This is a genomic window from Kribbella qitaiheensis, assembly GCF_014217565.1.
GTDB lineage: Bacteria > Actinomycetota > Actinomycetes > Propionibacteriales > Kribbellaceae > Kribbella > Kribbella qitaiheensis_A.
Window position 1 is genome coordinate 866,252 of record NZ_CP043661.1, and the last position, 13,919, is coordinate 880,170.

Consider the following 13,919-nt stretch of genomic DNA (forward strand, 5'->3'; position numbering starts at 1 on the left):
GGCGAGCGAACTGGGGGCGGAGGCGTCTAGGGTCGTCGGCATGGGTGAAATGCTGAAGTTGACGGACGAACGGGCGAGTACCGCAGCGGGTGTGATCCGCGCGATCGCCGGTGACGCCGCGCGGTTGCGGGAGGACCAGGAGACCGCCGTCGCGGCGCTGTGCGAGCCGAACGCGCGAGTCCTGGTCGTCCAGGCGACCGGGTGGGGGAAGTCCGCCGTCTACTGGGCAGCCACGGCGATCCGCCGATCCGAGGGTGCCGGACCGACGCTGGTGGTTTCGCCCTTGCTCTCGTTGATGCGCGACCAGGTTGCCGCCGCTGCTCGCGCCGGGCTCCGGGCCGCAACCCTGAACTCGTCGAACGTGGACGCGTGGTCGGGGATCGAGAACGATCTGCGCTCAGGCGCGATCGACGTACTGCTCGTCTCGCCTGAGCGGCTTGCCAACCCTGGCTTCGGCCGGCGGGTGCTCGACGGGCTCGCGGGACAGATCGGCCTGCTCGTGATCGATGAGGCGCACGCCGTTTCGGACTGGGGCCACGACTTCCGGCCGGACTACCGCCGGGTCTCCGACGTGCTGCAGAAGCTGAACCCTCAGACACCCGTGTTGGCCACGACGGCGACCGCGAACGCCCGGGTGACGGACGACGTCGCTCATCAACTGGGGGAGTCCACCCTCGTACTACGCGGGCCGCTGGCTCGGTCGAGTCTCCAGCTCGCGGTGGTGGATGCGTTGTCGCCGCTGGACCGCTTCGCCTGGGTCGTCGACCACCTGCCGAAGCTACCCGGCTCGGGCATCGTGTACACGCTCACGGTCTCTGCTGCGCAGCGCCTCGCGGCCGCGATCCAGGAGGTCCATGGCGCCGCGGTGCCGGTCGCGGCGTACACGGGCGGGTTGGAGGCGGCTGAGCGGGAGAACCTCGAAGACGCACTGCGGGGCAACAACCTGAAGGCGCTGGTGGCGACGTCGGCTCTCGGGATGGGGTACGACAAGCCGGACCTTGGATTCGTCGTCCACGTGGGCTCGCCGCCGTCGCCGGTCTCGTACTACCAGCAGGTCGGGCGCGCCGGGCGCGGGATCGACCACGCGGTGGTCGCGCTGCTGCCGTCGCCTGCCGATGCCGGTGTGTGGGACTACTTCGCCACCGCGACGATCCCGGTGCCGGAGCACGTGAACCGGTTGCTCCGTGGGCTCGAGGCCTACGGGCCGGACCAGCCGGCCACGGTTCCTGCCCTTGAGGCAGAGACCGGCCTGCGCCGCGGCCGGGTCGAGCTGATGCTGAAGCAGTTGGCCGTGGACGGCGCTGTCGAGCGAGTGGAACGGGGTTGGGTCCGTACGGCGGGCGACTGGACGTTCGACGCGGACCACTACGACGGCATCGTCGCCGTACGCCGTCGCGAGGCGGACATCATGCGCGCCTACACCCGCGGCGAACGTTGCCTGATGCAACTACTGCAGGAGTCTCTGGACGACCCGTCGGCCGAGCGGTGCGGACGATGTTCGGTCTGTCTCGGCCTGCTGCCGGATCCGCTCAGCGCGAAACCCGACCCTGAGACCGTCCAGGCGATCACCCGCTCGCTCCGCGGTGAGACGCACGTCCTGGAGCCGCGCAAGATGTGGCCCGGTGGTGCGTTCGGGGCGAAGGGCAAGATTCCGCCCGCTCTGATGGCCGAGCCCGGGCGCACCATCGTCTTCGCCGATGCGCCCGAGTGGCGTGAGGTGATCAGCTCGACCTTCAATTCGGGGACCGGTGGAGACCCGGCGGCGATGGATGCGCTGAAGGCCGGCTGTGTCGCGGCCTTGTCCCGGTGGCGCGACGCGTGGTCGCGCCGCCCGGAGGTCGTCGTCACCCTGCCGGCGGCCGGCTACCGGTGGCTGACCACCGAGATCGCCAACCACCTGGCCGAGATAGGCCGCCTCGAACGCGCCGAGATGACAGTCGACGCGTCAGCGTTCGCCGCCGACCTCTCCTCGGCCGAGGAAGCCCGCGTCTGGCGAGACGGCCTCAGCATCGACGGTCCGACGGCCCAGGCGATCGCCGAACGCTCGGTCCTCCTGGTCGTCGATGCCTCCTCATCCCAATGGCCGATAACCGTCGCCGCCGCAAAACTCCGTGAGTCCGGAGCCCATGCAGTACTCCCGCTCCTCATCCACAGAAAGCCCTAGCGACGCGGCGGCAATCCGCAGAAGGCCCCGGCTGCCGCGGCGAAGTCCCCGGGCTCCTCGGTCAGGTGTGCTGCCGAGGGGTTTCGGTGGTGAGGCCTTGGCGGCCGCCGGGTACTTCCAGGAATTTCAGTTGGCCTACGGCCGGGCTGCCGGGGTGGGTGACGAACCAGAGGAGGCGTTGGCGTCCGTCGTCGCTGGGCATCGCCAAGGTCAGGTGGTCGGGGGGAGGGACTCGGTGAAGGATTTCAGGTCGGAGAGCACGCGGGTCCAGCCGTCCTCGATCATCGGGCGGATGGCGCTGCCGGGGTCGAAGCCGCCGTGGATGACGGTGAGCTTGACCTGATCGCCGTCCGGTTCCAGGTCGAAGCTCACCCTCGACAACGGCTCGGCGGCGGTCTTGTCGCGCAGTTCGTCGTCCATCTCGACCGCCTTCGCGAACTCCTCCGTGATGTGGTGCCACGTGAAAGCGAGTCGCCGGTACGGCTCGTGCTCCAGCACGACCTGGCCCGGTCCGGCCATCGTCACGTCGCCCATCTTCCAGTTCATCGGCGAACCGACCTGCCAGTCGGTCTCGTGGTAGAGCCCCCAGTACCGCTTGGTGAACTCCGGATCCGTGAGTGCCTGCCAGAGCCGCTCGGGCGTGGTCTTGATGTAAGTGGTGTAGACGAAATCGTTGTCGCTCATCGTTTCCTTCTCCAAGCTTGTCTTGAGATCGGCGAACAGCTGCACGCGCCGCCGGTCGTACTGATTGATCCAGCGGTCGGCGATGGCGTTGATCGGTTCGGCGTTCAGGAAGTGCAACTTCTCCCGCCCGCGCCGGACCGTCGTGACGAGATTGGCCGCTTCGAGTGCGGCGAGATGCTTGCTGACCGACTGCCGAGCCATCTCCAGGCCGGCGCAGAGTTCGCGCAGCGTCTGCCCGTTCTGCTGGTTCAGGCTGTCGAGCAGCAGTCGGCGACTGGGATCAGCCAGCGCCCTGAACACCTCGTCCATCGCCACTCCACTCCGACATGCAGCCCACTAGCTGCCTTTACACAATAGGCAGCCTTATGGGTGCATGTCAAAGGCTGAAGCCGCCAAAGCTGTGCACGGGTAGCGCCCTCGCATGATCCGGTTTCGCTGCGGGCACCGGTCAGGACCTATGGAGAAGCCACTTGTCCTCGTCACCGGAGTCACCGGCTACATCGGTGGCCGCCTCGTCCCCGAACTTCTCGCCGCCGGCTACCGCGTCCGCGCGATGGCCCGCAATCCCCAGCGCCTTCGGGACCGGGATTGGTACGACGACGTGGAGGTGGCCGAGGCAGACGCCGGCAACCCGGAGCAACTCGCGACCGCGCTCGAAGGCGTCGAGGTCGCGTACTACCTGATCCACGCCCTCGGCACCGGCAGCCGCTTCGAGTCGCGAGATCGGCATACGGCCCTGACCTTCGGTACGGCGGCTCGCGAGGCCGGCGTCGGCCGGATTGTCTATCTCGGCGGGCTGTATCCGCAGGGCGAGGTGCTGTCGCCGCATCTGGATTCGCGTCGCGAGGTCGGCGAGATCCTGCTCGCCTCGGGCGTTCCGACGACCGTACTGCGAGCCGCCGTCATCATCGGTTCGGGATCGGCCTCGTTCGAGATGCTGCGGCACCTCACCGACCGGCTGCCGTTCATGCTCACGCCTCGCTGGCTGGGCACGCGGATCCAGCCGATCGCGGTACGGGATGTCCTGCACTACCTGGTCGGCAGCGCAACGATGCCGACGGAAGTCAGCCGCGGGTTCGACATCGGTGGTCCAGATGTCCTCACCTACCGAGAAATGATGCAGCGGTACGCCGCGGTTGCGGGTCTGCAACCCCGGCGAATCGTCACGCTGCCGTTGCTGACTCCGTCGCTGTCCAGCCACTGGGTCGGACTCGTCACGCCGGTCCCGAGCAGCATTGCCCGGCCGCTCGTGGACAGCCTGATCCATGAGGTGGTGTGCAAGGAACACGACATCGAGCAGTACGTCGCCGATCCCACGCCGGCGCCGGTGGGCTTCGATCGAGCGGTCAAGCTCGCACTCAAGCGCGTACAGGACCTGGACGTCACCACCAGCTGGGCCTCCGCGTCCACGGCCGGGGCGCCGAGTGACCCGCTGCCCGGCGACCCGGACTGGTCGGGCGGTTCGTTGTACGTAGACGAGCGAGAAGGCGCTGTCTCGACGACCCCCGAGCAACTCTGGTCGGTGATCGAAGGGATCGGTGGCGGCAACGGCTGGTACTCCTGGCGGCTCGGCTGGTGGGCCAGGGGAGTACTGGACCGGGTGTTCGGCGGTCCGGGGCTTCGCCGTGGCCGGCGGAATCCGCAGGACCTGTCTGTCGGCGATCCGCTCGACTGGTGGCGGGTCGAGGAGATCGAGGATATGAAGCTGCTCAGACTCCGCGCCGAGATGAGGCTGCCCGGCCTCGCCTGGCTCGAACTGATCGTGGACACCGACGATCACCAGAACACGATCTTCCGGCAGCGAGCGCTCTTCCATCCCCACGGCCTGCCCGGGCACCTCTACTGGTGGGCGATCAAACCGTTCCACGGCATTGTCTTCGGCGGGATGCAGCACAACATCGCCGAAGCCGCCGGCCGCAGCGGCCCGGTCCGATGGAAGCCGTCCCGCAAATCGTCTTGACGTGGACCGGACGATGGAACCGTGGACATCACCAGTCTGGGCTATCGCACCGACCTCGCCTTGCTCGAAGCAGCCGGCAGCGAGCTGACGGACCGAGGGACCTACGTCGTGGTGCGGACGCCTGCCAACCCGACGTTCTGGTGGGGCAATTTCCTGCTGTTCGGAACGCCGTTCACGTCGGAGAGCGTGGAACCGCGGCTCGAGCTCTTCCGGACCGAGTTCCCGACGGCGGAACATGTTGCCATCGGCATCGATAGTGTCGATGGGGCGGTCGGCGCCGAGGAGGGGCTGGCCGCGGCCGGCCTGGAGATCGACCGGAGCACGGTGATGACCGCCTCGCGGGTGCTGGAACCCAAGCGGCCGAATGAGTGGGCGGAGTACAGGTTCCTGACGAGCGATGACGACTGGGAGCAGTTGGTCGGGCTGACGCTGGCGGCCTCCAGCCTGGAGGAGATCGACGCCGGGTACGAGGAGTTCAACCGGCGCAGAGTGCTGGCTGCTCGCGAGTTGGTGGAGTCCGGCCGGGCGAAGTGGTTCGGCGCGTTCGAGGGCGAGCAACTGCAGGCCTCACTCGGACTCGCGCCGGACGGTCAGGGTGCCGCGCGGTTCCAGACTGTGCAGACGCACCCCGACGCTCGCGGCCTCGGTCTCGCGAGCACCTTGGTGCACCGGGCGTCGAGGTACGGGTTCGATGAATTGGGCGTCGAGACTCTGGTGATGGTCGCGGACCCGGAGTACCTCGCGATCCGGCTGTATCGGGCGCTCGGCTTCACCGACACCGAGACCCAGCTGCAGGTAGCCAAACCGCCCGCTTGACCCGCCCGGTGTGAAGCCCGGCCAGGGTGCGGCCCGTGGGGAACAGGGAACGGAAACGTACGGTAAGGATGGGTTGGGGGCTACCGTTGCCAGCTGCTCTCGTCTGGAGCTGGGGGCCTGCGGTGGCTAGGCCTGCGAGGAGTAGCGGAACGAAGATCTGGCGTTCAGCGAACACCTTGACGGGTACAACGGTACGCAGACGGCCCGGTCGTACCTGAATTTCGCGACGTCGACGTTCGCGGGCAAGGACATTTTGTCGGCGTCGCTGTCGTTGTGGCAGACGACGTCGCTGTCGTGTACGGCGTCCGCGATCGTGACCAGATCGTCGACGCCGGCCACACCCGACACGCGGTGGAGTAACAAGCCCGCGCTGGGCGCGGTGTACGGGTCGGTGTCGGCGGCGAAGGGTTTCTCCAGTGCGTGCCCGGGGGGCCCGGATCTCGGTCCCGATGACCGGGTTGGCGCAGGCTTGGTCGACCGCGACCTACCCGACCGGTGGGATGGCGTTGACGGCCGGGAACGAGGCGGACGCGAACTCGTGGAAGAAGTTCTATTCCACCGTCGCGATCGCCGACCCGTACGTGACGATGACGTGGAACCGTGCCCCGGCGGTACCGGCGGCGCCGACGTTCGTGTCGGCGGTGGCGTATGCGCCGCCGGGTGGTGCGAGTGCGTTGTATTCGCCGTACCTGAACCCGTGGATCTCGACCAAGGGCACCGATGCCGACGGCAACACGGTCAGGTACGTGACCGAGTTCCATGACTCGACCACGGTCACCGCGAGCACCTTGAAGGCGTCCTGTACGACGGGGACGTTCGCGTCGGGGTCGACTGCCGGGTGCCAGACGAACACGAACCTGGCGGACAACACCACGATCTATGCGCGGTCGAGGACGTTCGACGGCCGGTTGTACTCGCCCTGGTCGGGCTGGTCCACCATCCGGGTAGGCGCCACACCGACCTCGGCGCCGACGATCTCGTGCCCGTCGCCTTACGTGATCAACTCCTGGCAGGACAACCTGCCAGCTGCAGATGTGATGTGTACGGTCACGGCGACCGGCACCGGGTTCAACGCGCCTGGATATGTCCGGGTCTCTGTGGACGGCAAGCAGGTCGCGTCGAATATCCAGGGTGGTGCAGCTGGCCAGTGGAAGATCACGCCTTCCAGTGATCCGGCCGTAGCCAAATACACCGCGACCATTTCAATGCAGGCATCCGGGCTGCACCGGATCATCGCGACAGCGGAGACCCCCGCCGGGCGGATCTCGAGCAGCAGTTCCTACAGCTTCGGCTGGGGTGACTCCGGGATCACGTCACCGGCAGTGGACCCGCGGACCACGACCACGGACACGCTCAAGATCGAGGCGTCCGGGCCACCGAAGGGCCAATCGAGCGTCCCGACCGCGAAGGTCCGGTGGCGGATCTCCGGGTACGGCGGCAGCGCCTACGACACGGTCGGCTGGAACGAAGACCCGACCGTGCTCCCGGTCACCGACAACGGTGCTGGTGGGGTGGCGGTGTCGGCACTGTGGGACACCAACAACGCCAAGATCGACCAGTTCCTCGATTCCGACCCCAACACCGCCGGGGTGCAACCGACCACGCTGAACGACCGGGTCCCGGTCCTGCTCGACGTCCAGGTGTGTTTCACCTACGCGTCGTCGTCACAGTGCACGTGGTCGCAGAAGCCCGGCACCACGATCCAGCGTGTCCCGCATGCCTTCGGCAACGGATTCCCCACCGCTGACGCCGGCCCCGGCCAGGTCGCGTTGTGGACCGGCGAGTTCAACACCGACTCCACCGACATCTCCGTTCCCGGCTACACCGGCAGCCTGTCGATCTCACGGTCCCACTCCACCTACGCCGGACCCGCAAACACCGTGAACGGGGTGTTCGGGCCGGGGTGGGTCGCCCACTTCGACGGCGCCGACGCAGGCGCCGCAGGCATGGAGGTGGTCGACTCCACCCGCGTCGACGGCACCATCGCACTGGTTGACGGCGACGGCACCGCGCTGGTCTACGCAGCCCCCAACGGGCAACGCCGCACCACGGCCTCGTTCACGACCGGCACCTGGGTGCCGGCCGATGACGACACCGACCTCGACGGCTCCAAGCTCACCGTCACCGGCACGGGTGCCGCCACGACGATCTCCTACATCGAAGACGACGGGACCGTCACCACCTGGACCCCGACCACCGCACCAGTCGCCGGCGCAGCCACCCTGTTCCGCCCGGCCGGGATCGCGGAGCCTGGGATCGCCTCCAAGACCACCTACTCCTACGACGGGTCCGGGCGGGTGTCCCGGATCCTCGCTCCGGCACCGCCCGGCGTGACCTGTCCGGCCACCGGCACGCTCAACCCCGGCTGCCGTGCGCTGCGGTTCGACTACGGCACCACCGGCACGGCGACCGGCCGCCTCGTCACCGCGTGGCTGGACATCTACAACCCCGACAAGGTCGGTGGCGCAGGCATGGACTCCATCCAGGTCGCCACCTACACCTACGACAGCATTGGCCGGTTGGCCACGGTCACCGACCCGCGGTCGAACCTGGCCACGCAGTACGGCTACAACACCGCCAACCACCTCACCTCCATCACCCCGCCCGGCCAGGTCCCGTTCCAGCTGAACTACGTCACCGTCGACCAGCGCGAAAAGCTCGACACCGTCAAGCGTGACCGCCCGGCCGGCGACCCCGCCGGTGGCACCGCGACACTCGCGCAGTTCGTCTACAACGTTCCCCTGTCCGGGACCGGCCTGCCCGACCTGTCGGCCGGGTCGGTGGCCCGCTGGAACCAGAAAGCCACCCCCACCAACGGGTACGCGGTGTTTGGGCCGGATCATCCGCTGGCCGGTGCGCCAGACTCCGGGGATTGGCAGTACTCCGATCTGCAGTACACCGACGCGTCCGGCTACACGGTCAACACCGCCAAGTACGGTGCAGGTGACTGGCAGTACACATCAACCGACTACAACGACCAGGGCAACACGGTCCGCGAACTCGACGAACGCGCGCTGCGCGCGGTCATCGACGCCTCGATGCCCTCCGGCGCATCGGTCGATCAGCTCGCCACCCTCACCGTCTACAACAGCGACATCAAGAACGCCGCCGAGGACACGGTCGTCACCCCGGCCGGGACACTGGTCACCGACACCTACGGCCCGGCCCGGTTCGCGACGCTGAAAGACGGCACCGTGAAGTGGGTCCGGCCCCACACCCACACCACCTTCGACCGGGGCGCCCCGAACGCGGGCATCAACCCGGACACGACACTCCCGTACCGGCTGGCCACCACCGAAACGTCCTGGGCGCATGACCCCGGCACCGGCGGCGATCTCGACATGACCAGCCAGGCGCTGACCGACTACGGGCCACCCGTCACCGGTGACGCCGAGGGGTGGGCGCTCGGCCAGGCAGGCAAGACCATCACCGATGTCGACCTTAGCGGCGACGAAAGCACCGGCGACATCGTCAAGATCAGCCGCTACGACGCCGAAGGCCGCGTCATCGAAACCCGGCAGCCCGCCTCCAACGGCGCCGACGCCGGCACCACCAAAACCATCTACTACACGGCCGCCGCCAACACAGCAGTCCCGACCTGTGGCCTGAAGCCGCAATGGGCGGGCCTGGTCTGCCAGACCGGCCCGGCCGCGGTACCGACCTCGGCCGCGGGTGCGACGCCGTCGCTGCCGACCACGACCACGGGTGCCTTCACCTACCTGCTGGCACCGAAGACCGTCACCGAAACGTCCGGCACGGTCACCCGCACAAACACCACCACCTACCTCCTCGACGGCCGCACCGCGTCTACGAAGACCACCGTCGCCGGGCTGACCGGGTCGACCCCGAACACCGAGAAGGTCACGACCTACGACCCGGCCACCGGTCAGGCCACCGCCGTCACCGCGAAGAACGCCGACGGCACTACCGCCGGGACCATCACGACCGGCTACGACGGCTGGGGTCGTCAAACCACCTACCAGCCATCGGGTGAACAGGTCACCACGACCGTCTACGACGCCGCCGGCCGCACCAAGACCGTCACCGACGCCAACGGCTCCACCGCCTACACCTACGACGGCACCGACGCCGCCGGCAAAACCGAACACCGCGGACTCGCCACCAAGGTCGACGTCACCACCGCCGGCACCACCTGGACATCAACCGGCGCCTACGACGCCGACGGCTCCATGACCACCCAGAAACTCCCCGGCGGCATCACCCAACTCAACGACTACGACAACACCGGCGAACCCACCGGCCTGCGCTACACCGGCCAAACCACCACCCTCAACGACGACGGCACCACCACCGTCGACCCCAACGGCGGCTGGCTTTCCTGGTCCCTCGACAACGACGTCACCGGCCGCGTCACCCACGAATGGACCCCCGACGGCGCCGCCTTCACCGGCCCCACCGGCGACGCACCCGGCGACGCCATCCCCTACGACCGCGCCTACACCTACGACAACGCCAGACGATTGAGCCAAGTAAAGGATCGCACCGCCGCAGCGACCGGCACCGACATCACCGACCCCACCGCCACCCCATGCGTCACCCGCAGCTACGGCTTCGACCGCAACGACAACCGCCTCACCAAAGCCACTGCAAGCTCGGGTGCAGACGGTGCCTGCAGTACCAGCAGCCCGACCAATGTCACCCGCGCCTTTGACACCGCCGACCGACCAGTCACCGGCGCCAACGGCACCGGCACTTACGCATACGACGTCCTCGGCCGCACCACAAATCTGCCTGCCTCGGACACCCCAAACCCAGCGAACGGCGACATAGCCCTCGCCTACTACGACAACGACCTCGCAAAGACCATCACCCAGGGCACCACCAGCACCAGCTACACCCTCGACGCCCTCGACCGCCGCGCCACTGAGACAGTGGTAACGGCCTCCGGCTCAACCCAAACCGTCCGTCACTACTCCGACACTTCAGATAACCCCAGCTGGGCTACCAAAGGCAGCACCACCCAACTCTATGTCGAGATGGTCGGCGGGGACCTCTCGCTGACCGTCACGGGCGTAGGAAATGCCGACCTCACAATTAACAGTCCTCATGGAGATGTCGTCTCGACGGTTGTCTTGCCCTCGGCCGGTGCCACAGCGGCGGCGATCTCCGGCTGGAATCGCTACGATGAATACGGCAATGCTGATTCCGGCAACGCTAACCTCACGGGAGCCGTCGACTATGGCTGGCTCGGCAGCAAGCAGCGCGCCAATTCCACTTCCGGACTCATTTTGATGGGAGTTAGGCTGTACAATCCGACATCAGGGATTTTCAGCTCGCAAGATCCGGTCGCTGGTGGTAACGCCAACGCCTACAACTATCCTAGCGACCCGCTGAACCAATTCGACCTCGATGGTCAGTTCTGTGAGTGCGGTCCCAGAAGCGAGGTTGAGCCTCCCCCGACCCATCTGCAATTCGGTGGAACCAATGGTGGGAGGGAAGTCGTTGGACATGGAGGTGTGCATCCGCCGGCGCCGAGGCCGCCGAAAAGGAGACCTGGTGCATCCACGACGCACAAGAACAGCAATTCATATAAAGGTCCGACGATCGGCTATCGGATATTCTATCGCGTCGGCAGAGGGAAATGGAGGATCTGGAAATACGGCATCTCCTCCGTCGCTGATTCGCGTGATCCGCGTCCCTGGTCGCAGATTCGCGCCTGCCAAAGGATGATGCTTAGTGGTTGCACTGTCGGGAATATACTCCATTTCCGGACTCGTTACCGAGCTAGGCTTTGGGAGTATCATAAGATTAGCGCGTACTATCGCAGGTATGGTGAGTGTCCACCCGGCCAGAGGGTTAGTTGTAGGTAGGTCTGATGAATGACAATGGTTGGCTGCAAATTCATGCAGGTAGTGAGTATGAGGCAAATTGGGAGCGCTACTTCAGTCAGGCTGAGGAGGAACGAGTGACTGCGCTGGCCGAGGAGCTGGTACCCACGATCGAGCTGCTTGAGTCCGCTCAGTTGTGGCGCGCTGCTTCTGCGGAGAAGCGAATATGGTTAGTCCTGGTATTGCACAAGAAGGCAAGTCGAATCCTGCGTGGCGTATCGGCCGATAGTGGCGGACGGCCCTATGTGGAGACAGTGTTGCCGTGGGAAAACTATGCCGCTTCAGCTGACCAGGAACAGAAGGAATTCATTCTTGATCGCATGGATACCGTTTTTAGGGAACTGTTGAAAAAGAAAGACACTGTGCCAGATTAATACTTTCTCGAGATTCTCGACATTTCGAATCTGCCATACAGATTCAGCGGTTATCGTGGCTCCGGTGGCTATTCGGGAAGATAGCCGCCGAGCTCAAGCGGCCCGTTCGGTGAGGATGGACCCCACCTGCCGGATGGAGAGAAGTGGGCCGACGACTTCCAACACCTCAGCGTGAACTGGTGACCGGAGGAGGTCGTATGGCAGGTCGACGGCCAGACATACCATCGGGTGACACCTGACGACATTCCGGCAGGTGCCGACTGGGTCTTCGACCACGAGTTCTGTCTGCTGCTCAACCTTGGTCTGCGAGGGTTCGCGTACTTCAAGGCCCAAGCTAGTGTCGGTGGACTCATGACTGAATACAGCGCCGGGGTCTACAAACAGCGCAACAAAGGACGGGACCTTGGCAGTTAGCGACACGCGAGATGTGCGGACGTTTCGTCACAAGACGAACCGGGTCGCTGCACCGGTGCTCCAGGTCCTGATGGCGGGGCTGTGGGTTCTGAATGATCCATTGCTGCTGCGTGGGGCCTCGGCCGCGAGCCGAAGCCTTGACCACGCCCGAGGCGGTGGCAGTCCCCGCGATCATGGGGGCTCTGGGGGTCGGCGTGATGGCCTATGCCTGGTACTCGCGAGTAGCACCGACGATGAGGTGGTCATTCGCAATCCACTCAGGGACATCCGAATTCATGGCGGAGTGGACGACATCGATCTGAACTCTCGCCATGTGCGGATCAGAGCCGGAGAGAAGTGGCACCGCTGCTGGGGGGCTGAAACCCCACTCGCGATGCGCTATGGCAAAGACGGAGTTCGAGCAGCGCCAAACTGGCTGTTGCAATGGTGCTACACCGTCGGCCTGCTGATCGTCCGCCGGACGTGAGCTGGAGGAAGCCGACCACGGTGGAGGTTCTCGTGCTGCGGTTGTGGACAGGCCTCGTTGTTTTCTCCGAAATTCACGGAGTTGGTGGCGCCTCCTAAGCAGGGCGTGCCTTCCGGACCGTGGGGGAGCAAACGCGGCGCGGGGTTGATGCGCCTGTATGTGCCCTCGCCGTTCGCACAATTGGTCAATTGTGAGACTGCGAACCGGGCCGATCCGGGTCTGGTTCGCGCCTGCCAGGATTCGCAAAACACCTCTCAAAACTCCCTGGTTTTGAGGAACAGTTCTGCGACGATCTCCGGATGGATCTGACACCTGACGAAGGCGCGGCCGCGGTAGAGCGGCATCCGTGCCCGAACTGCGAGGTACCGCCCGGCAGCGCGTGCCGCACTCGCGGTGGCAAGACCGCCGCGAAGTACTACACGGCTCGGTTTGTCTTGGTGGCTGCGCTGCGTGAAGAGCTGGCTGTCCCGGTGCCGGCCAGCCGGCGGCCCGGTACGCCGTGGGTGCAGGGGCCGGAAGCCGCTTCGGCCGAGCCGGACAGCACCGGCGTACCGATCCGGATCGGCTACGCCCGCTGCTCGACAGCCCAGCAGGAGCTGCAGACCCAGCTCGACGCTCTGGAGCGGGCACACTGCACGCGGGTGTTCTCCGAGAAGATCAGCACCAGGATCAAGGTCCGGCCCGAACTGGAGAAGGCACTCGCGCTGGCCCACGACATCAAACAAGCCGCACCGGACCAGCCGGTGATCCTCACCGTGCACGAGATGAAGCGTCTGGCCCGTAACGCGGCCGAGTTGATGGTGCTGTCGGCTCAGCTGCAGGCCGGCGGAATCGGCCTCGAACTGCTCGCCGGGCCGTTGACCGGCGTGTACGACCCGAACGGCATGGGCTCCATGCTGTTCGCCGTGTGTGCGGTCGCCGCCCAGCTGGACCGCAACTACATCCGCGAGAAGACCCTCGAAGGACAACAGCTCGCCGCGAGCAAAGGCAACCACGGCGGCCGCCCGAAGGTCATCGACGACGACATGCTCGTGTTCGCCCGCGCGCTGCGCGACCGCGGCACCCCCATCGGGGAGATCGCCCAGAAGCTCACCATCGGCACCGGGAAGAGCGCCGGCCAGCAGCCCTCGGTCGCCTCGCTCTACCGGGCCCTGGCCGAAACGCACGGCACCCAAGCCACGTAGCTGGGACC

General features: G+C 66.2%; 9 protein-coding genes. 6 read left to right on the forward strand and 3 right to left on the reverse strand.

The window, feature by feature from the left end; all coding sequences use genetic code 11:
* The first annotated feature begins 40 nt into the window (after positions 1 to 40).
* On the forward strand, positions 41 to 2,164 hold the full coding sequence (locus F1D05_RS03760) for a RecQ family ATP-dependent DNA helicase (protein ID WP_185446018.1): 2,124 nt from the start codon (positions 41 to 43) through the stop codon (positions 2,162 to 2,164).
* 61 nt (positions 2,165 to 2,225) lie between these two features.
* Here F1D05_RS03760 and F1D05_RS03765 read toward each other — a convergent pair whose 3' ends face one another.
* Together F1D05_RS03765 and F1D05_RS03770 are read right to left on the reverse strand one after the other, a co-directional pair.
* A complete protein-coding gene (locus F1D05_RS03765; protein WP_185446019.1) occupies positions 2,226 to 2,372 on the reverse strand; it encodes a hypothetical protein in 147 nt (48 codons plus the stop codon).
* A 2-nt stretch (positions 2,373 to 2,374) separates the two neighbouring features.
* Complete coding sequence (locus F1D05_RS03770) at positions 2,375 to 3,157, reverse strand: ArsR/SmtB family transcription factor (protein ID WP_185446020.1); 783 nt, start codon at positions 3,155 to 3,157, stop codon at positions 2,375 to 2,377.
* A gap of 148 nt (positions 3,158 to 3,305) precedes the next feature.
* Between F1D05_RS03770 and F1D05_RS03775 the strand changes: the two genes are divergently transcribed.
* Both F1D05_RS03775 and F1D05_RS03780 read left to right on the forward strand, forming a co-directional pair.
* Positions 3,306 to 4,808 (forward strand): SDR family oxidoreductase, encoded by a 1,503-nt coding sequence (locus F1D05_RS03775; RefSeq protein WP_185446021.1) that lies wholly within the window; start codon positions 3,306 to 3,308, stop codon positions 4,806 to 4,808.
* 21 nt (positions 4,809 to 4,829) lie between these two features.
* The gene (locus F1D05_RS03780) at positions 4,830 to 5,624 is read left to right on the forward strand and encodes a GNAT family N-acetyltransferase (protein ID WP_185446022.1); all 795 of its coding nucleotides are present in this window, start codon (positions 4,830 to 4,832) and stop codon (positions 5,622 to 5,624) included.
* Between the two features lie 126 nt (positions 5,625 to 5,750).
* Here F1D05_RS03780 and F1D05_RS39660 read toward each other — a convergent pair whose 3' ends face one another.
* On the reverse strand, positions 5,751 to 5,972 hold the full coding sequence (locus F1D05_RS39660; protein WP_246486399.1) for a hypothetical protein: 222 nt from the start codon (positions 5,970 to 5,972) through the stop codon (positions 5,751 to 5,753).
* A 68-nt stretch (positions 5,973 to 6,040) separates the two neighbouring features.
* On the opposite strand from F1D05_RS39660, the gene F1D05_RS41785 reads away from it, so the two are divergent.
* The 3 genes from F1D05_RS41785 to F1D05_RS03795 all read left to right on the forward strand — a co-directional run bounded on the left by F1D05_RS41785 (position 6,041) and on the right by F1D05_RS03795 (position 13,911).
* Positions 6,041 to 11,455 carry an RHS repeat-associated core domain-containing protein gene (locus F1D05_RS41785; protein ID WP_281388905.1) on the forward strand — a complete coding sequence of 1,805 codons (5,415 nt, stop codon included), beginning with the start codon at positions 6,041 to 6,043 and terminating at the stop codon, positions 11,453 to 11,455.
* A 5-nt stretch (positions 11,456 to 11,460) separates the two neighbouring features.
* Entirely contained in the window at positions 11,461 to 11,847 is a 387-nt protein-coding gene (locus tag F1D05_RS03790) for a hypothetical protein (protein WP_185446023.1), read from the forward strand.
* 1,179 nt (positions 11,848 to 13,026) lie between these two features.
* Complete coding sequence (locus tag F1D05_RS03795) at positions 13,027 to 13,911, forward strand: recombinase family protein (RefSeq protein WP_185446024.1); 885 nt, start codon at positions 13,027 to 13,029, stop codon at positions 13,909 to 13,911.
* Positions 13,912 to 13,919: the final 8 nt, after the last annotated feature.